The sequence below is a fragment of the Ideonella flava genome (assembly GCF_051857595.1).
Taxonomy (GTDB): Bacteria; Pseudomonadota; Gammaproteobacteria; order Burkholderiales; family Burkholderiaceae_C; genus Ideonella.
Window position 1 is genome coordinate 386,488 of the sequence record NZ_JBPZHD010000009.1, and the last position, 17,678, is coordinate 404,165.

General features: G+C 69.6%; 15 protein-coding genes. 11 read left to right on the forward strand and 4 right to left on the reverse strand.

The genetic code is table 11. The annotated features are described in order from the left end of the window. Position 1: 1 nt before the first annotated feature. The 3 genes from ACS5PM_RS21350 to ACS5PM_RS21360 form a co-directional block, all read right to left on the reverse strand. Positions 2 to 955 carry a branched-chain amino acid ABC transporter permease gene (locus tag ACS5PM_RS21350; RefSeq protein WP_439389702.1) on the reverse strand — a complete coding sequence of 318 codons (954 nt, stop codon included), beginning with the start codon at positions 953 to 955 and terminating at the stop codon, positions 2 to 4. A 33-nt stretch (positions 956 to 988) separates the two neighbouring features. Further along, positions 989 to 2,218 (reverse strand): branched-chain amino acid ABC transporter substrate-binding protein, encoded by a 1,230-nt coding sequence (locus ACS5PM_RS21355; protein ID WP_439389703.1) that lies wholly within the window; start codon positions 2,216 to 2,218, stop codon positions 989 to 991. Between the two features lie 423 nt (positions 2,219 to 2,641). Beyond that, a complete protein-coding gene (locus ACS5PM_RS21360) occupies positions 2,642 to 4,282 on the reverse strand; it encodes a 3-(methylthio)propionyl-CoA ligase (RefSeq protein ID WP_439389704.1) in 1,641 nt (546 codons plus the stop codon). 258 nt (positions 4,283 to 4,540) lie between these two features. On the opposite strand from ACS5PM_RS21360, the gene ACS5PM_RS21365 reads away from it, so the two are divergent. The 10 genes from ACS5PM_RS21365 to ACS5PM_RS21410 all read left to right on the forward strand — a co-directional run bounded on the left by ACS5PM_RS21365 (position 4,541) and on the right by ACS5PM_RS21410 (position 16,157). Next, a complete protein-coding gene (locus ACS5PM_RS21365) occupies positions 4,541 to 5,467 on the forward strand; it encodes an ABC transporter substrate binding protein (RefSeq protein WP_439389705.1) in 927 nt (308 codons plus the stop codon). Then, positions 5,464 to 7,497 carry a response regulator gene (locus tag ACS5PM_RS21370; protein ID WP_439389706.1) on the forward strand — a complete coding sequence of 678 codons (2,034 nt, stop codon included), beginning with the start codon at positions 5,464 to 5,466 and terminating at the stop codon, positions 7,495 to 7,497. Before ACS5PM_RS21365 ends, ACS5PM_RS21370 begins: the two co-directional genes overlap by 4 nt. Positions 7,498 to 7,637: 140 nt before the next feature. Further along, positions 7,638 to 9,734 carry a TonB-dependent receptor plug domain-containing protein gene (locus ACS5PM_RS21375; protein ID WP_439389707.1) on the forward strand — a complete coding sequence of 699 codons (2,097 nt, stop codon included), beginning with the start codon at positions 7,638 to 7,640 and terminating at the stop codon, positions 9,732 to 9,734. Between the two features lie 438 nt (positions 9,735 to 10,172). After that, a complete protein-coding gene (locus ACS5PM_RS21380) occupies positions 10,173 to 12,005 on the forward strand; it encodes a thiamine pyrophosphate-binding protein (protein WP_439389708.1) in 1,833 nt (610 codons plus the stop codon). Beyond that, positions 12,002 to 12,805 carry a citrate synthase family protein gene (locus ACS5PM_RS21385; RefSeq protein ID WP_439389709.1) on the forward strand — a complete coding sequence of 268 codons (804 nt, stop codon included), beginning with the start codon at positions 12,002 to 12,004 and terminating at the stop codon, positions 12,803 to 12,805. Before ACS5PM_RS21380 ends, ACS5PM_RS21385 begins: the two co-directional genes overlap by 4 nt. Beyond that, on the forward strand, positions 12,792 to 13,589 hold the full coding sequence (locus tag ACS5PM_RS21390) for a citrate synthase family protein (RefSeq protein WP_439389710.1): 798 nt from the start codon (positions 12,792 to 12,794) through the stop codon (positions 13,587 to 13,589). The genes ACS5PM_RS21385 and ACS5PM_RS21390 overlap by 14 nt, the downstream gene beginning before the upstream one ends. A gap of 134 nt (positions 13,590 to 13,723) precedes the next feature. After that, positions 13,724 to 14,167 carry a peptide-methionine (R)-S-oxide reductase MsrB gene (gene msrB / locus ACS5PM_RS21395; RefSeq protein ID WP_439389711.1) on the forward strand — a complete coding sequence of 148 codons (444 nt, stop codon included), beginning with the start codon at positions 13,724 to 13,726 and terminating at the stop codon, positions 14,165 to 14,167. Between the two features lie 90 nt (positions 14,168 to 14,257). Beyond that, on the forward strand, positions 14,258 to 14,923 hold the full coding sequence (locus ACS5PM_RS21400; RefSeq protein WP_439389712.1) for a septation protein A: 666 nt from the start codon (positions 14,258 to 14,260) through the stop codon (positions 14,921 to 14,923). After that, positions 14,920 to 15,204, forward strand: coding sequence for a BolA family protein (locus ACS5PM_RS21405; protein WP_439389713.1), 285 nt, complete (start codon positions 14,920 to 14,922; stop codon positions 15,202 to 15,204). Before ACS5PM_RS21400 ends, ACS5PM_RS21405 begins: the two co-directional genes overlap by 4 nt. Before the next feature lie 155 nt (positions 15,205 to 15,359). Continuing rightward, the gene (locus ACS5PM_RS21410) at positions 15,360 to 16,157 is read left to right on the forward strand and encodes a peptidylprolyl isomerase (protein WP_439389714.1); all 798 of its coding nucleotides are present in this window, start codon (positions 15,360 to 15,362) and stop codon (positions 16,155 to 16,157) included. A 119-nt stretch (positions 16,158 to 16,276) separates the two neighbouring features. Here ACS5PM_RS21410 and ACS5PM_RS21415 read toward each other — a convergent pair whose 3' ends face one another. Next, a complete protein-coding gene (locus ACS5PM_RS21415) occupies positions 16,277 to 16,948 on the reverse strand; it encodes an ABC transporter ATP-binding protein (protein ID WP_439389716.1) in 672 nt (223 codons plus the stop codon). On the opposite strand from ACS5PM_RS21415, the gene ACS5PM_RS21420 reads away from it, so the two are divergent. Further along, complete coding sequence (locus ACS5PM_RS21420; protein WP_439389717.1) at positions 16,947 to 17,624, forward strand: arylesterase; 678 nt, start codon at positions 16,947 to 16,949, stop codon at positions 17,622 to 17,624. The two genes, ACS5PM_RS21415 and ACS5PM_RS21420, sit on opposite strands and share 2 nt — an antisense overlap. Positions 17,625 to 17,678: the final 54 nt, after the last annotated feature.

A 17,678-nucleotide genomic window follows, 5' to 3' on the forward strand; every position in this document is an offset into this window, starting at 1 on the left:
GTCAGCCCTCCCTCGTGCCGAGCAGGCCGCGCGGCCGGAACACCAGCATCAGCACCAGCAGCAGGAAAGGCAGGATGGGTGCGATCTGCGAGATCTTGAGCTTGAGCACCGCATAGCCGAAGGTCTGCGGCCCGGCGTGGCTGCCGAAGAGCTTGAGCAGGTCCAGCGCCGATTGATCCAGTGCGACGGCGAAATTCACCATCACCCCGATCAGCAGCGAGGCCAGGAACGCGCCGGCCAGCGACCCCATGCCGCCCACGACCACGACGACGAAGACGATGGCGCCGACCGCCGCGGCCATCCCCGGCTCGGTGACGTAGGTGTTGCCGCCGATCACGCCCGCCAGCCCGGCCAGGGCAGCGCCCCCGCCGAAGACCAGCATGAACACCCGTGGCACGTTGTGGCCCAGCGCTTCGGCCATGTCCGGATGGGTGAGCGCCGCCTGGATGACCAGGCCGACTCGGGTGCGGGTCAGCAGCAGCCACAAGCCCAGCAGCATCAGCAGCGCCACCAGCATGATGAAGCCGCGCGAGCGCGGGAACTGAGTCTGGAACAGCGTGAACAGCGGGCCGTCGAGCACGGGCGGCAAGGCATAGGGCACCGCCGCGCGGCCCCAGGTGAGCTGCACCAGCTCCAGCACCACGAAGCTCAGGCCGAAGGTGATGAGCAGCTCCGGCACGTGGCCGAACTTGTGCACCCGCCTCAGCGCGAAGCGCTCGAACAGCGCCCCCAGCGCGCCTACCACCAGCGGCGCGATCACCAACGCCGGCCAGAAGCCCAGCCAGCCCGCGATCGAGTAGCCCAGGTAGCCGCCGAGCATGTAGAAGCTGGCGTGGGCGAAGTTCAGCACGCCCATCATGCTGAAGATCAGCGTGAGGCCGGAGCTGAGCATGAACAGCAGCAAGCCGTAGCTGATGCCGTTCAGCAGGGAGATGACGAAGGCCTCGAGCGTCATGGCACGGGCGCCCGAGGCGCGAAAGTCAGAAAGTCAGGGGCGCTTCATCTGGCACGACGTCGGCGTGCTCGACACGTAGGCCGGGTACATCTTCGTCAGTGCGAAGGTGTTGCCCGTGTCTTCCACGTTGTAGCTCTGCTTGGCATCGGCCTTCTGCCACGTCGCGAAGAACAACGGCTGCTGCAGCTGGTGGTCCGACGCCCTCATCGTGATGTCACCGGCATACGAGCGCACCGTCAGGCCCTCCATCGCCTGGGCCACCTTCACCGGGTCGGTGGACTTGGCCTTGGCGACCGCGCCTTGCAGCGTGGCGAACAGGTGCAGCACGGTGGACGTGGAGAAGTCCTGCTTGTACTTCTCATGGAAGGCGTCGCGGAAGGAGGCGAACTCGCCGGGCAGGTTGCTGTAGGAGCCGTACATCGTGGTGATCTTGCCCGTCAGCGCGTTGCCGATGGCGGTGGGCGTGCCCTGGGCGCCCGCATAGTAGGTGTACCACTTGGCATCCAGGCCGGCGTCCTTGGCGGCCTTGATCAGCAGCGCGAGATCCTGCCCCCAGTTGCCGGTGACGACGGTGTCGGCACCGCTTTGCTTGATCTTGGCGACGTAGGGCGCGAAGTCCTTCACCGCCCCCAGCGGGTGCAGCTCGTCGCCCACCACCTGCACCGCCGGCGTCTTGCGGGCGATCACATCCTTGGCGAAGCGCGAGACCTGCTGCCCGTGGGCGTAGTTCTGGCCGATGATGTAGACCTTCTTGACCGTCGGGTCCTCCGACATCGCGGTCACCATCGCCTCCATCTTCATCGAGGTGTCGGCGTCGAAGCGGAAGTGCCAGAAGCTGCACTTGGCGTTGGTCAGGTCGGGGTCGACGGCGGCGTAGTTGAAGAACACCACCTCCTTGCCGGGGTTGCGCTCGTTGTGCTTGTTCACGGCATCGAGGATGGCCGCCGCGGCCCCCGAGCCATTGCCCTGGGCCACGTAGCGGAAGCCCTGGTCGATGGCCGACTTCAGGACGTTCAGGCTCTCCTGCGGGGAGGCCTTGTTGTCGAAGGCCACCACCTCGTACTTCACGCCGCCCTTGGCGCTCGCGCGCTCCGCGGCGAGCTGGAAGGTGCGCAGGATGTTCTGGCCGATGTTCGCGAACGGCCCCGACTGCGGGTCGATGAAGGCGATGCGGACCGTCTCGCCCGCCTGAGCGAAAGCCAGCCCCGCGGGCAGCAGCAAAGCCGCACCCATCGCCAGTGACCATGAACGACGCGTTGCCATGACGGGTGTCTCCTTTTGTGGTCCGCAGCACTGCCGACGGTAGCGGCGATTGCCGCACCCCGGCTTCAGGAGTTCCCCGCACGGCCTGTCGCCAGCGAGACAGCACGGTCAGATCCGGCCCTGCCGATCCGCCGCGCCCCCTTCATCACTCTGCCCGCCTCTTCGAGCGCGCGCAGCGCCGCTCCCTTCCAGGGCGTGCGCGGATCCGGCTCTGCCGGTCCGCTGCGCGAGCCCCCCTGGGGGGCAGCCCCCTGGCAAGGGGCCGTGGGGGCACCATTCCTCCCTACGCACCTCTGTCCAGGTCAGCGACGCCTTACGAGCGCGCGCAGCGCCGCTCCCTTCCAGGGCGTGCGCGGATCCGGCTTTGCCGGTCCGCTGCGCGAGCCCCCTCGGGGGGCAGCCCCCGGGAGGGGGCGTGGGGGCTCAAAGTCTGTAGTCTTTGAACTGCTCCCGCAGCTTCAGCTTCTGGATCTTGCCGGTGGCGGTGTGAGGGATCTCGGCCACGAAGGCCACGTCGTCCGGGATCTGCCACTTGGCGATCTTGCCCTCGAAGAAGCCGAGCAGCTCTTCCCTGCTCACGGCCGCGCCCGGCTTGGCCACGACCACCAGCAGCGGGCGTTCGTCCCATTTCGGATGCTTCGCCGAGATGACCGCCGCCTCGTGCACGGCGGGGTGGGCCATGGCGATGTTCTCCAGGTCGATCGAGCTGATCCACTCGCCGCCGGACTTGATCACGTCCTTGCTGCGGTCGGTGATCTGCATGAAGCCGTCGGCATCGATGGTCGCCACGTCGCCGGTCGGGAACCAGCCGGGCTCGCCGTCCACGCTGACCAGCGGCGACTCGGGCCGGTTGAAGTAGCTGCCTATCACCCAGGCCCCGCGCACCACCAGGTTGCCGGCGCTCTTCCCGTCCCACGGCAGCGACCGGCCTTCGTCGTCGATGATGGCCATGTCGACGCCGTAGATCACCCGGCCCTGCTTTTCCAGCAGGTGCTGCTGCTCATCCTTCGGCAGCGCATCCTGGCGCGAGGTGAGCCTGGACAGCGTCCCCAGCGGGCTCATCTCGGTCATGCCCCAGGCGTGGATCACCTCGACGCCGTAGTCGTCCTGCAGCGTCTTCATCATCGCCGGCGGGCAGGCCGAGCCTCCGATCACCGTGCGCTTGAAGCTCGAGAACTTCAGGTCGTTGGCCTTCATGTAGGTCAGCAGGCCCAGCCACACGGTGGGCACGCCGGCCGAGAAGGTGACCCGCTCCTGCTCGAACAGTTCGAACAGCGACTTGCCATCCAGGTGCGGCCCGGGCAGCACGAGCTTGGCGCCGACCAGCGCGCCGGAGTAAGGCAGCCCCCAGGCGTTGACGTGGAACATCGGCACGACCGGCAGGATCACGTCGCGGCCCGAGCAAGCCATGGCGTCCGGGATCGCCGAACCGAAGGCATGCAGCACGGTCGAGCGGTGGCTGTAGATGGCGCCCTTGGGATGGCCGGTGGTGCCCGAGGTGTAGCAGATGCTCGACGCCGCGTTCTCGTCCAGCACAGGCCAGGCGTAGTCACCGTTCTCGGCCTCGACCAGCTCGTCGTAGCACAGCAGGTTCTCAAGCGGGCTGGCGGCCGGCATGTGGGCGCGGTCCGTCATCAGCACCAGGTGCCTGACGGTCTGGAGTGCCGGCGCGAGCTTTTCCACCAGCGGCAGGAAGCTCAGGTCGAAGCACAGCACCGAATCCGCCGCGTCGTTGGCTATCCAGGCGATCTGCTCGGGGAACAGGCGCGGGTTGATGGTGTGCAGCACCAGCCCCGAGCCGGAGCTGCCGTAGTAGATCTCGAGGTGGCGGTAGCCGTTCCAGGCCAGCGTGGCGACCCGGTCGCCCTCGGCGCAGCCCAGCCTCGCCAGCGCCTGGGCCACTTGCCGCGAGCGCCGCTCGATCCCCGACCAGGTGGTTCGGTGGATGTCGCCCTCGACCCGCTTGGACACGATCTCGGTCTGCCCGGCGTGCCGCGCGGCATGGCGGACGAGCGACGAAATCAGCAGCGGCATGTGCATCATCTGGCCGTTCAGCGCGGTCATGCTTGTCTCCTGGTGAAACGGATGACGGGATATTAGTTCGCGCCCGGGGATCGCCGGCCCCGCGTCTTCCCCGTGGATCCTTGCCCGGCGGGTGCGGCGGGCCTTCGTGCGGACGACCGCACGCCGGTTCCGGTGTCCGCGGGCTACCGTGGCACATACGCGGCACGGCGGGTGCTAGATTCCGGACCTTCACGCCCCGCCCGCCTCGTGCCGCCACCCCCCTCCACCGCTCGCCCGCCCCGGCGGCAGGCCCTGCGCATGTTCGCGGGGCTGGTGGGCGCCGGCGCGCTGCCGGCCCGGGCGATCCTGCCGGGCGAGGCCGGCGCCGGCCTGGCGGTGCTGTATCCCGACATCGGCGAGCCGTTCCGCGCCGTCTTCGCCTCCATCGTCGAGGGCATCCGCGAGCAGGCCCGGCAGCCGGTGCCGACCTTCGCGGTGGCCGGCGAGTCGCCGCCGTCCAACCTGGCTGAGGAACTGCGCCGGCGCGAAGTGCGGGTCGTCATCGCCCTGGGCCGCAGCGGCCTGAAAGCCGCCGCCAACCTGGACCGCGCGATAGGCGTGATCGCCGGCTGCGTCATAGGCGCGCCGGAGGCACAGGCCCAGGCCTACACGGTGCACAGCCTCGCGCCCGACCCGGCGCTGGTGTTCTCCCAGTTGCGCAAGATGGTGCCGCCCGTGCGGCGCGTCTTCCTCGTCCACGACCCGCAGCAGAACGCCTGGCTGGCCCGGCTGTCCTTCGAAGCGGCCAAGGCCGCCGGCATGGAGCTGGTGGCGATAGAGGCCGAGGATTCCCGGCGGGCGTTGCGCGCTTACCAGGAGGTCTTCCCGGCCATCGATGCGCGGCGCGATGCGCTGTGGCTGCCGCAGGATCCAACGACTGTCGAGGAAGGCACCCTGTTGCCGCTGGTGCTGCAGGAAGCCTGGCAACGCAACTTCGCCGTCTGCTCCAGCAACGTCGCCCACGTCCGCCGCGGCGCGTTGTTCGCCCTCTATCCCGACAACCCGGCCCTGGGCCGCAGCCTGGCGCAGTCGGCGCTGGATGCGCTCGCCGGGCGCCGCCCCCCCCGCGGCCTGGTGCCGCTGCGCGACGTGCTCGTCGCCGCCAATCACCGCACCGCCGCGCACCTGGGCATCGAGCTCGACCTGCGCGCCCAACGCATCGAGAAGCTCTACCCCGAATCATGATGCGCCTGCTCCAGGCCATTTGGCCCCGCTCCGCGCCTGCCGACGGGCTGCCGCCCACCAGCTTCCGGCGCCAGCTGGGCACCGCCGCCACCGTCGGCGTGCTGCTGATGGCCCTGCTGTCCTCGCTGGTCAGCTCCTGGCAGGCCAGCCGGCAGATCCGCGCCACCCTGGTCGAACAGGGCCAGCAGGTGGCGCAGAGCCTGGCGTCGCAGGGCACCCTGGCCTTGATGTCCGGCACGCCCGACAACGCGGCCGAGGCGGTGGCCGCGACCCTCGCCTTCCCGGACGTGATCGGCGTCGAGCTGCGCAGCGCCGATGGCCACGTGCTGCTATCGAAGGGCAACGCCGAAGCGCCCCCTGACTGGCCCCGGCTGCCGGCCGCCGGGGCCGTCCGCCTGGCGGCGGACACGGCCGAAGCCTGGCATTTCGTGGCGCCGGTCGTCGCCCGCCGTCCGGACTCGCCATTCGACGTCAGCGCGGCCGGCGGCGACAACCTGCTCGGCGACGTGCGCGTGGCGCAGGGCAAGGGCACCTTGCGGCGCATGATGGCCCAGGTCTTCTTCACCAACCTGGCCACGTCGCTGGCGGTGGCGGTGGTGTTCGTGCTGGCCATGCGCTGGCTCGCCGGCCGGTTGACCCGCCCGTTGACGGAGCTGTCGGACGTGATGGCGCGCGCCGAGCGTGGCGACGACCAGGCGCGGGCCGACCCGCACGTCGGCCCGCGCGACATCGCGCTGATGGCGCGCGCCTTCAACCGCATGCTCGATGCCCAGCGCCTGCGCGAGCTGGAGTTGCGCCACCACCGCGAGCGGCTGGAGCAGGCGGTGACCGAGCGCACGAGCGAGCTGCGGCAGGCCAAGGAGGTCGCCGAATCGGCCAGCGCGGCCAAGAGCGAGTTCCTCGCCCGCATGAGCCATGAGCTGCGCACGCCGCTGAACGCAGTCCTGGGCTACACCCAGATCCTGAAGATGGACGGCCACCTGACGGCGCGCCAGCACGCGGGGCTGGACCACATCCAGACCAGTGGCGAGCATCTGCTGACCCTGATCGTCGACATCCTGGACCTGTCGCGCATCGAGGCCGGCAAGACCGAGCTGCACTACGGGCCGGTCCCGCTTCAGGGCCTGCTGCAGAGCGTCAGCGACATCGTGCGGCTGAAGGCCGAGGAGAAGGGCCTGGCGTTCAACGTGCTGGCCCATCCCGCCCTGCCCGGCAGGGTGCTGGGCGACGAGAAGCGGCTGCGGCAGGTGCTGATCAACCTGCTCGGCAACGCGGTGAAGTTCACCGACCGCGGGCACGTGACCCTGTCCGTCAGCCCGGAAGCGCCGGCCGCCGGGCGCGGCGTCCGGCTGCGGTTCGAGGTGGCCGACAGCGGCGTGGGCATAGAGCCTCGGGCCCTGCGGCGGCTGTTCCAGCCCTTCGAGCAGGCCGGCGCGGCCGAGCAGCGGGCGGCCGGGACGGGCCTGGGCCTGGCGATCAGCCGCCACCTCGTGCAGCTCATGGGCAGCGACATCCTGGTCGACAGCCGACCGGACCAGGGCAGCCGCTTCTGGTTCGTGCTCGACTGCGACGGCCTGGACATGGACAACGAACCGGTGGCCGGCACGTCCACCGCGCTGCTGCCGCGCCAGTACGACGGCCGCCGCCGGCGCGTGTTGGTCGTCGACGACGTGCCCGCCAATCGCCAGTTGCTGTGTGACCTGCTGGAGCGCCAGGGCTTCGAGGTCGACCAGGCCGAGCATGGTGCCCACGCGCTGGAGCGCGTCCATGCCCTGGCGCCGGACCTGGTGCTGATGGACATCCGCATGCCGGTGATGGACGGGCTCGAAGCCACGTCGCGCCTGCGGGCGAACGACGCCACGCGGGCGCTTCCCATCGTCGCGGTGTCGGCCAATGCGTCGCCGGAGGACAGGCGGCGCAGCCTCGAACGCGGCGCCAACGCCTTCTTGTCCAAGCCGGTCAGGCACGAGCTGCTGACCGCCGTGCTGACCGAGCAGCTCGGCCTGCGCTGGCTCGACATGACGAACTGATGAGATGCGGCTGCAGGGCTGACGTGGTCGCGCCACAGCCGCTGTCAAGAGCAGGTGTTCTCGGGTTGTGCCGCCCACGGGGGCAGCCTATCCTTCGCGCGCTCCAAACCAAGCCGCCGATGCCGCGGCCGTCGATGCCCATGCTGTTTGCCCGACTTGCCGCCCTGAGCCTCGCCACGACCCTGGCCCTGCATGCGCACGGCGCCGGCGTGTCGGAGGAAGAAGAGCTGGCCATGTCCTTCGGCGACAAGTCGCATGTCAGCATCGCCACCGGCTCGCGCGTGCCGGTGGCCCGTGCGCCTTCGGTGGCCACGGTCATCACCGCCGAGGACATCCGCGCGATGGGCGCCATCGACCTGGACGAGGTGCTCGAGACCGTTCCCGGTCTGCACGTCTCGCGATCGCCGGTGCTCAACGCGCCCATCTACACGATCCGCGGCATCCGGGGCACCCTGACCAATCCGCAGGTCCTGATGCTGGTCAACGGGGTGCCGCTGACCAGCGTCTACGCCGGCGACCGAGGCCTGAACTGGGGCGGCCAGCCGCTGGAGAACGTCGCCCGCATAGAGGTCATCCGCGGCCCGGGTTCGGCGGTCTACGGTGCCGATGCCTTTGCCGGCGTCATCAACATCATCACCCGCGGCGCGGCGGACATCGCCGGGACCGAGGTCGGCGCGCGTGCGGGCTCGTTCGATACCGCTTCGGCCTGGGTCCTTCATGGCGGCCACTGGGGTGGCATCGATGTCGCCGCCTACCTGGAGGCGGGCCGCACCGAAGGTGGCGGCCGCACCATCGAAGCCGATGGCCAGACCGGCCTCGACGCGATCTTCGCCGCCTTCGGCGTGCCGCCGGCGTCGCATGCGCCGGGGCCGATGAACAACGACTACAAGCTGATCGACGCGGCGCTCGAGCTCGCCGGCGGTCCGTGGAAGCTGCGCGGCAGCTACAAGCGCGTGTTCGAGCTCGGCTCCGGCGCAGGCGTGGCGCAGGCGCTGGATCCGACCGGCAACAACGCCAGCCAGCGCCTGGACGTGGACCTGAGCTGGCATGACACCGACGCCGGCAACGACTGGGACTGGCTGGTCCGTGGCAATGCCGTGCGCTACACCGAGGATTCGCAGCTGGTGCTGTTCCCCGCCGGCACCAACCTCGGCGGCGGATTCTTCCAGGACGGCATGATCGGCAACCCGGCCAAGTGGGAGCACCGCTTGCGGCTCGACGCCACGGCGCTGTACTCCGGCATCGCCGGCCACCGCCTTCGCTTCGGCCTGGGCTATGTCGACGAAGACTTGTACCGCCTGCGCGAGTCGAAGAACTTCAATCCCGACTTCAGCCCCATCGGCAACGGCTCCTTCGGCGACGTGGTGGATGTGACGGACACGGTGCCGTTCATGGTGCCCCACCAGCGCGAAGTGATGCATGCCTATGCGCAGGACGAATGGAGCCTGGCGCGCGACTGGTCGCTCACCGCCGGCGTGCGCCATGACCACTACTCCGATTTCGGCGGCACCACGCATCCCCGCGTGGCGCTGGTCTGGGACGCGGCCTACGACCTGACCGCCAAGCTGCTGTACGGCAGTGCCTTCCGCGCGCCGTCCTTCTCCGAGCTCTACCTCATCAACAACCCCACGGCCATCGGCAATGCCCGTCTCAAGCCGGAGAGGGTGCGCACGCTCGAGATGGCCGTGTCCTGGCAGCCGGCCGCGAACGCGACCTTGGGAGCCAACGCGTACCGCTACTGGATGACGGACATCATCGGCCTGGACAGCACCAACGTCTATCAGAACCAGGGCCGGCAGACCGGCAAGGGCCTGGAGCTCGAGGCCCAGTGGGAGCCGGCGCGGCACTGGCGTCTGGCCGCCCAGTACGCCTTGCAGCACTCCGAGAACCAGCTCACCGGCGCCGACCCCGGGCTGGCGCCGCGTCAGCAGGCCCAATTGCGGGCGGATTGGCGCATCACGTCCGGCTGGCAGGCCCACGCGCAGGCCAACTGGGTGGGCGAGCGGCGCCGGCAATTCGGCGACGTCCGGCCGCCCGTGGCCGACTACACGACGGTCGACATGGCGCTGCGAACCCGGTCGGCCAATGGGCGATGGGAGCTGGCGCTGGTCGCCCGCAACCTGTTCGACAGCGACGCCCGCGAACCGAGCCCGAACGGCGTGCCCTTCGTCTCCCTCCCGCAGGACCTGCCCCTGCCAGGGCGCGCGGTCTTCGTCACGGCCGAGGTCCGGCTTTAGCACCTCCTTGGATATCCGCGTTTGAAAGCGCGGATTCGGTCACGTCCACACCCCGTGGTAACCCTTGCCGCGCCGGACCGAAGACGTGACAATTTGTTCGTTGAGGTAACTAATTAAATAGTGCGCGCGGCTACAGCCGCCGATGGCCGATGAGCCCGATGTCTGCGCCATGCAGACACCGCCCTCGTCTGCACCCCGGGCTCCCCGCCCGGACCGCCATCGGTGAATGACGCGCCGGGGTCCAAGCGCAAGGACACGGCCCGCCAGTTCGCACCCCAGGGAGATCCCCCCCACGACTCAGGCGTCATTTCGGCGCCGGCGTGGTCACGCCTTCGCGCCGCGATTCACTTTCATCGCCGGCTGCGGCCTTCAGCCTTTGTCTGGAGGCCGCGGCCCGGCCGTGGCCGAAGCACATCAGTTGATCGTCAGAGGTACGAAATGGACAGTCTGAAGCGAGCGGCCGTGGCATTGCCCGAAACGGCCGTCGCCCCCGAGGTGGCCCCCATGATGGAGGCCGCGGAACTCATAGTCACCTACCTGGAACGCCTGGGCGTCGAGGCGGTGTTCGGCGTGCCGGGAGGTGCGATAGAGCCGCTGTACAACGCGCTGGCCCGCAGCGAAAGGCGCGGCGGCCCGCGGCCCGTCGTGACCCGTCACGAGGCCGGCGCCGCCTTCATGGCCGACGGCTATGCCCGCGAGACCGGCAAGATCGGCGTGGCCATAGCCACCTCCGGACCCGGCGCGACCAACCTCATCACCGGCGTGGCCACGGCCTACGCCAACAAGGTGCCGATGCTGGTCATCACCGGCCAGCCGCCGCTGCGCAACTTCGGCCGTGGCGCGCTGCAGGAATCCAGCTGCACCGGCATCAACGCGGTGGGCATGCTGCGCCACTGCACGCGCTACAACTCGCTCGTCTCCCACGCCGACCAGCTCGAGACCAAGCTGCTCAACGCCTTGATGCGCGCCTTCCAGACGCCGCAAGGGCCGGTGCACCTGTCGATCCCGGTCGACATCCTTCGCAGCGCGGTCACGGCCCCGCGCGAAGACGGCGACCACAGCGCGTTCGTCTATGCCAGGCCCGCCCTCGTCGACCTGGATGCCGTGCACTTGCTGCAGGGCGAACTCGAGCGCGCCGAATCGCCGGTGTTCCTCATCGGCGACGGCTGCGGCGAGGCGGTGGACGCGATCATGCGGCTGGTCGATCTGACCGGCGCCAGCTTCATCACCACGCCGGATGGCAAAGGCCTGGTCAACCCGCGCCACCCTGCCTTCCACGGCGTGTTCGGCTTCGGCGGCCATGCCAGCGCCGAAGCGCTGCTGCGCAGCCACACCGGCCTCGTGGTCGCCTTCGGCACGGCCTTCAGCGAGCTGGCCAGCGCCGGCTGGAACAGCGCGCTGCTCAACGGTCGCCTGGTTCACGTGGACCCGTGCGACGAGCACCTGATGCGATCTCCGATGGCCAGGCTGCACGTGCGCGGCCGGATCCTCGCCGTGTGCCGCCTGCTGATCGACGGCTTCGCGGCCAACGATGCCCGCAACGTGGAGAGCCTGCCCAGTCACAACGTCGATTCGCACAACCCCAACGTCGCACTGCATGCGCCAGAGGCCGTCGACAGCGACGCGGCGCCCATCAAGCCGCAGCGCCTGATGCGCGAGCTCTCGCGGCGCTGCCCGCCGCACACCCGCTTCCTGGCCGACACGGGCAACAGCATGATCTGGGCGGTGCACTACCTGCAGCCGCTCAGCCGCCGAGGCACCGGCGCTGCCGGCACGCTGCGCGCGGGCCAGGCAGACCGCCGCAGCGGCACGGCCAACTGGCTGCGCGTGATGATGGATTTCGCGCCCATGGGCTGGGCCATCGGCGCCGCCGTGGGCATCGCCCGCGGAAACCCGCGCTGCCCGGTGGTCTGCATCACCGGCGACGGCAGCTACCTGATGAGCGGGCAGGAGATCGGCGTCGCCGCGGCGGAGGGCCTCACGGTCGTCTACGTGGTGCTCAACGACAGTGCCTACGGCATGGTCATGCATGGCCAGCGCCTGGCCAAGGCCGAGCCGGTCGGCTACGAGCTGCCGCAGGTGGACTTCGCGGCCCTGGCCCGCGCCATGGGCGTGCCGGGCCACGTGGTCGAGTCGCCCCAGGAGCTGGAAGCGATCGACTTCGAGGCCCTCCTCGCCCGCCGCGGCCCGACGCTCATCGATGTGCGCATCGACCGCGACGAGGTGCCGCCGATGATCCAGCGCCTGAAGGCGCTCGGAGCCGTCAAGTGAACGCGATCCACACCTCCCTGTGGCACGAGGAGGCCGAGTCCGGTGACGCGTTCGCGGCCCGGCGCGCGCACTGCCGCGGCTACGACGTCTACGGCGAACTCGTGGGCCGTGCCAGCTGGGCCGAGATGATGTTGCTGCTGTGGCGTGGCGAAAGGCCTTCGCCCGGCGATGCGCGCCTGCTGGAGGCTCTCGCGGTCGCGCTGGCCAATCCGGGGCCGCGCGACCCGTCGGTGCACGCGGCCATGTGCGGCGGCGTGGGCGGCTCGCCCGCGGCGGCGAGCCTGATGGCGGCGCTGGGCGTCGGCGCAGGCCGGCTCGGCGGCGGGCAGGAGGTCGCGCTCGCCATGCGGGCCTGGCAGGCCTGTGGCCTGGATGTGGCAGCGAGGCGGCATGCGATGGAGGAGCCGGAGCCCGACCACGCCAGCATCTGGCCGAAGGCCGAGCACGCGCCAGGCTTCGACCCGCATGGCAGGCAGTGCGCCGGGACCGTCCGCCAGGCCCTCGCGGCGCTGGCCGTCCTGAGCACCGGCCCGCACCTGCCGTGGCTGCTGGCCGAGCGCGAGGCGCTCGAAGACGCCGTCGGCCTGCCGCTGGCGATGACGGGGGTCGCAGCGGCCGCGTTGACCGACCTGCATCTCAGCCCCGAGCAGGGCGAGATGCTCTGGCTGCTGCTGCGCCTGCCCGGGGCCGCTGCCCATGCCCTGGAGCAGCACCTGGCGTTCAAGCGCTTCCCGTTCTTCGAGCACGAGATCGAAGAGCCAACCGCGATGGATACGGAGCCTGACCATGTCCCGGCCTGACCCCCGCAACGAGCACATCGGCCGCGTGCGCTCGCGCGTCGGCGGCCTGCGCGCGGATCGCCGCGTGCGCTACCGCGGCCGCGACCTGCACGCCGAACTGAAAGGCGTCGACTGGCTGGACCTCTATGCCTTCGGCATCACCGGCCGGCGCTTCCAGGCTTCGCAGTTGCGGTTGATGCATGCCCTGTGGGTGCACACCAGCTACCCCGATGCGCGCATCTGGAACAACCGCGTGGCGGCCCTGGCCGGCTCCTCGCGAAGCAACGGCAACCTCGGCATGGCCGCCGCCCTCGCCGTGTCGGAGGCGCACATCTATGGCCGCGGCAACGAGCTTCAAGCGGTCGCCTTCTTCTTGCGCGGGCGCCGCTCGCTGGACCACGGCGCGACGCTCGAGGACTGCCTCGGAGAGGAGATGCACAGGCACGGCCGCATCGCTGGCTATGGCCGGCCGCTGCTGGAAGGCGACGAACGCATAGCCCCGACGATGGCCCTGGCCGCCTCGCTGGACCTGGACCAGGGGCGGCACGTGCAACTGGCCTTCGACATCGACCGCCACTTCGCCGAGCTGGGCAAGCCGCTGCGCATGAACTATGGCGGCCTGGTGTCGGCCTTCGGAGCCGACCTGGGATTCAGCCCGGAGCAGTTCGCCCTGTTCATGTTCCCGTCCTTCCTGGCCGGCATGCCGCCGGTCTACCTGGACGCGCGGTCCCGGCCCGAGGGCACGCTGCTGCCGCTGCCATGCGAAACGGTTCTTTACCAAGGGCCGCCCCCGCGGGCATGGTGAGGGGCGCTGGCAGACGGAATCCCCTTCGGCCGCAGCAGGCGCGCGCCTGCCTACACTGGCGCGACACGCTGTAAGGTCCCGGGCTGCCGCCCGACGAACCGTCAGGTCCACTCCATAGCCACGAGCCGTTGCCCATGAGCGCAAACGACAGCCCCCATCGCCCCGACGACCCCCGCTACGCCGTCCACAAGACGGACGAGGAATGGCGCGCCCAGCTCAATCCCACCCAGTACGCGGTGGCCCGGCAGGCGGCCACCGAGCGGGCCTTCACCGGCCGCTTCTGGGATCACTGGGACAACGGCGTCTACAAGTGCGTCGGCTGCGGCGAGGTGCTGTTCAGGTCCGACTCCAAGTTCGACGCCGGCTGCGGCTGGCCCAGCTACTGGCAGGCGGTCGACGACGGCAAGATCGAGCGCGTGATCGACCACTCCCACGGGATGACCCGCGTCGAAGTTCGCTGCGCCAAGTGCGGCTCCCACCTGGGCCACGTCTTCGATGACGGCCCGGCGCCGACCGGCGAACGTTTCTGCATCAATTCGGCCGCGATCGATTTCGAGCAGGGGCCGCCCTCGGCCTGAGCGCCTGTCCGGCCGGGTCCGCCCGGCCGGCGGATTTCGATCAGAGGGAGTGAGTTGCTCCCCCGGGCGCGGTTAGACTGCGCGCCGCGCATGAAGCTGTTTCTCGATTTTCTGCCGCTGCTGCTGTTCTTCGGCACCTACCAGTTCGGCAAGTTCAACAAGGACTGGGCCGCGGCCTTCGCCACCCAGTACCTGGGCTTCGCGGTGTCCGGCGGTGCCGTCGGCCCGGAAGAGGCGCCCGTCATGCTCGCCACCGTCGTGGTGATCCTGGCCACGGCCCTGCAGGTGGCCTGGCTGAAGTGGCACAAGCGCAAGATCGACCTGATGCTGTGGGTCAGCCTCACGCTGGTCATCGTGCTGGGCAGCGCCACGGTGTGGCTGCACGACGCGATGTTCATCAAGTGGAAGCCCAGCATCGCGTTCTGGCTCATGGCCATCATCTTCTGGGTCAGCGAGCGCTTCTTCCACCGCAACCTGCTGCGCAACACCATGGGCGGCGAGATCCACCTGCCCGATGTCGTGTGGCGCCGGCTGCTGCTCGGCTGGATCGCCTTCTTCGCCGCCATGGGGGCCATCAACCTGTGGGTGGCGCATGCCTTCTCCACCGACGCCTGGGCCAACTTCCACACCTTCGGCACTTACGCGCTGATGGGGTTGTTCATCGTCAGCCAGGCGCTCTACATCGGCCGCCACATGCCCGACGAGGCCGCCGAGGCGCCGGGCGCCGAGCCGAAGGCCGGCCAGGACAAGCCATGAATCCCGCCGGCCACCCCCACGTCAGCGCCCGCTCGGTGCAGGCTGCGCTGCAGCAGGCGCTGGACCCGGTGGCGCTCGAAGTGCGTGACGACAGCGCGGCCCACGCAGGCCACGCCGGCGCGCGCGAAGGCAGCCACCTTTCCGTGCGCATCGTCAGCGCGCGCTTCGCCGGCCTGCCCAGGCTGGCGCGACATCGCCTCGTGTATGATGCTTTGAGCACTTTGATGCCTCAGGGTATTCACGCGCTGGCGATCGACGCCCGTGCACCCGATGAGCCCTGACATAACCCAGCCAGCGCAAGCCCTCCGGTGTCCACGCGGTTCTACACCACGTGCCGTGCCCCGGTCGCGCCTGACGCGGCAAGCCTGACAAGCCACCCCTCCCCTCGTCCGCTTCGTTGACACTCGTCACGAGTCACCACTTAAAGGCGACACGCATGAACCTGAAATCCACCGCCGCCCTGGCTGCTGCCCTCCTGCTGCCGCTGGCCGTGCACGCGCAGAACGTGACCACGGTGAATGGCAAGCCCGTTCCGAAGTCGCGCGTCGAACTCCTGGTCAAGCAGGCCACCCGCGGTGGCCAGCCGGTCACGCCCGAGCTGCGCAAGCGCGCCGAGGACGAAGTGGTGATGCGCGAGATCTTCACGCAGGCCGCCGAGAAGGCCGGCGTGGCCTCCAGCCAGAGCTACAAGGAACAGATGGAGCTGGTGCGCCAGACCGTGCTGATCCGCGAAATGTTCGAGGACTACAAGAAGAAGCACCCGGCCACCGAAGCCGAAGCCAAGGCCGAGTACGACACCGTCAAGGCCACGCAGAGCGGCACCGAGTACCACGCCCGTCACATCCTGGTGGAGAACGAGGACGAGGCCAAGAAGCTGATCGCCGACATCAAGGCCGGCGCCAAGTTCGAGGACGTCGCCAAGAAGAACTCCAAGGACACCGGCTCGGCCGAGAACGGCGGTGACCTGGACTTCGCCAAGCCCGACAACTACGTGCCCGAGTTCAGCGCCGCGATGACCAAGCTGAAGAAGGGCGAGATGACCGAGACCCCGGTCAAGAGCCAGTTCGGCTACCACATCATCAAGCTGGAAGACACCCGCGAAGCCACCTTCCCGAGCTTCGAGGAAGTCAAGCCCCAGCTGATGCAGCGCGTCGAGCAGGCCCGCCTGCAGAAATACCAGGACGACCTGAAGAAGGCCGCCAAGACCGACTACAAGTTCGCCGCCCAGCCGTGAGCCCCCACGGCCCCCTGCCAGGGGCCTGCCCCCAAGGGGGCTCGCGCAGCGGACCGGCAAAGCCGGATCCGCGCACGCCCATGATGAATGCCAAGGCGCCCTCGGGCGCCTTGTGCATTTCAGGGGAGCAGCCTGCCGGCCTCGATGTGGAGCTGGCGTTCGCAGCGGTCGGCCAGGGCGCGGTCGTGGGTCACCATGACCAGGGTGGTGCCGGCCTCGCGGTTGAGTTCGAGCATCAGCGCCATCACCGTCTCGCCGGTGGCGAAGTCGAGGCTGCCGGTGGGCTCGTCGGCCAGCAGCAGCATGGGGCGCACGACGAAGGCGCGCGCCAGCGCCACGCGCTGCTGCTCGCCTCCGGAGAGCACTCGCGGGTAGTGCGAAAGGCGCTGTGAAAGGCCGACGCGGCCCAACATCTCGGTGGCCAGCGCGCGCGCATCGCGCCGGCCGGCGAGTTCGAGCGGCAGCATCACGTTCTCCAGCGCCGTCCGGTTGCCCAGCAACTGGAAGCTCTGGAACACGAAGCCCAGCTTGCGCGAGCGCAGGGCGGCACGCGCGTCCTCGTCGAGGGCGAAGAGATCCTCGCCGTCGATGACCACGCGGCCTTCGCTCGGCACGTCGAGCCCGGCCATGAGGCCGAGCAACGTGCTCTTGCCCGAGCCCGAGGCGCCGACGATGGCGGCCGACTCCTGCGACCGCAAGGTGAAGTTGATGTCGTGGAGAATCGTCAGCGTGCCGGTGGAGTCGCTCACCCGTTTGCACAGGTGCTCGACGGCAATGATGGGCTCGGACATGCGCAGCTTGGTCTTCTTTCTCGGGGCGTGGTGCCGGGCCGGCGGGCCGCGGCGGGTGGCCGCCCACTGTAGCCTGTGGCTTGCCGGCCTGTTGCTGGCGCTGCCCGCCGCAGCGGCCCCCTCGAAGCTGGTGGTGGTCGGCGACAGCCTGTCGGCCGAATACGGCCTGCCGCGCGGCAGCGGATGGGTGGCCCTGCTGTCGCAGCGGATGGCGCGCGAGAAGCTGCCCTACGAGGTCATCAACGCCAGCATCAGCGGCGACACCACCGCCGGCGGGCGAGCCCGCCTGCCGGCCCTCCTGAAGGCGCAATCGCCGCAGGTGGTCGTGATCGAGCTCGGCGGCAACGACGCGCTGCGAGGACTGCCGTTGGCGCAGACGCGCGACAACCTGATCGCGATGGTCAAGGCGGCCCGCACGGCCGGCGCGAAGGTGCTGCTGGCCGGCATGCAGGTGCCGCCGAACTACGGCCGGCAATACACGGCCGACTTCTCCAGGACTTTCGAGGACGTCGCCAAGGCAGAGCGCGTGGCACTCGTGCCCTTCCTTCTGCAGGGCGTGGCCGACCGGCCGGACGCCGAGGACTGGTTCCAGTCCGACCGGATCCACCCGGTGGCCAAGGCGCACCCGATCATCCTTGACAACGTCTGGCCGGTTCTTCGCGGCCTGCTCCGCTGAATCCCTCGTTCTAGGGGAAAGCCCGAGTGCTCGGGCGCCTCCGCCATGCAAACC

Excerpts from the sequence above, each read along its gene's own strand:
- ACS5PM_RS21350 (WP_439389702.1), bottom strand. The coding sequence starts at position 955 with ATGACGCTCGAGGCCTTCGTCATCTCCCTGCTGAACGGCATCAGCTAC.
- ACS5PM_RS21355 (WP_439389703.1), bottom strand. The coding sequence starts at position 2,218 with ATGGCAACGCGTCGTTCATGGTCACTGGCGATGGGTGCGGCTTTGCTG.
- ACS5PM_RS21360 (WP_439389704.1), bottom strand. The coding sequence starts at position 4,282 with ATGACCGCGCTGAACGGCCAGATGATGCACATGCCGCTGCTGATTTCG.
- ACS5PM_RS21365 (WP_439389705.1), top strand. The coding sequence starts at position 4,541 with ATGTTCGCGGGGCTGGTGGGCGCCGGCGCGCTGCCGGCCCGGGCGATC.
- ACS5PM_RS21370 (WP_439389706.1), top strand. The coding sequence starts at position 5,464 with ATGATGCGCCTGCTCCAGGCCATTTGGCCCCGCTCCGCGCCTGCCGAC.
- ACS5PM_RS21375 (WP_439389707.1), top strand. The coding sequence starts at position 7,638 with ATGCTGTTTGCCCGACTTGCCGCCCTGAGCCTCGCCACGACCCTGGCC.
- ACS5PM_RS21380 (WP_439389708.1), top strand. The coding sequence starts at position 10,173 with ATGGACAGTCTGAAGCGAGCGGCCGTGGCATTGCCCGAAACGGCCGTC.
- ACS5PM_RS21390 (WP_439389710.1), top strand. The coding sequence starts at position 12,792 with ATGTCCCGGCCTGACCCCCGCAACGAGCACATCGGCCGCGTGCGCTCG.
- msrB (WP_439389711.1), top strand. The coding sequence starts at position 13,724 with ATGAGCGCAAACGACAGCCCCCATCGCCCCGACGACCCCCGCTACGCC.
- ACS5PM_RS21400 (WP_439389712.1), top strand. The coding sequence starts at position 14,258 with ATGAAGCTGTTTCTCGATTTTCTGCCGCTGCTGCTGTTCTTCGGCACC.
- ACS5PM_RS21405 (WP_439389713.1), top strand. The coding sequence starts at position 14,920 with ATGAATCCCGCCGGCCACCCCCACGTCAGCGCCCGCTCGGTGCAGGCT.
- ACS5PM_RS21410 (WP_439389714.1), top strand. The coding sequence starts at position 15,360 with ATGAACCTGAAATCCACCGCCGCCCTGGCTGCTGCCCTCCTGCTGCCG.
- ACS5PM_RS21420 (WP_439389717.1), top strand. The coding sequence starts at position 16,947 with ATGCGCAGCTTGGTCTTCTTTCTCGGGGCGTGGTGCCGGGCCGGCGGG.
- ACS5PM_RS21415 (WP_439389716.1), bottom strand. The coding sequence starts at position 16,948 with ATGTCCGAGCCCATCATTGCCGTCGAGCACCTGTGCAAACGGGTGAGC.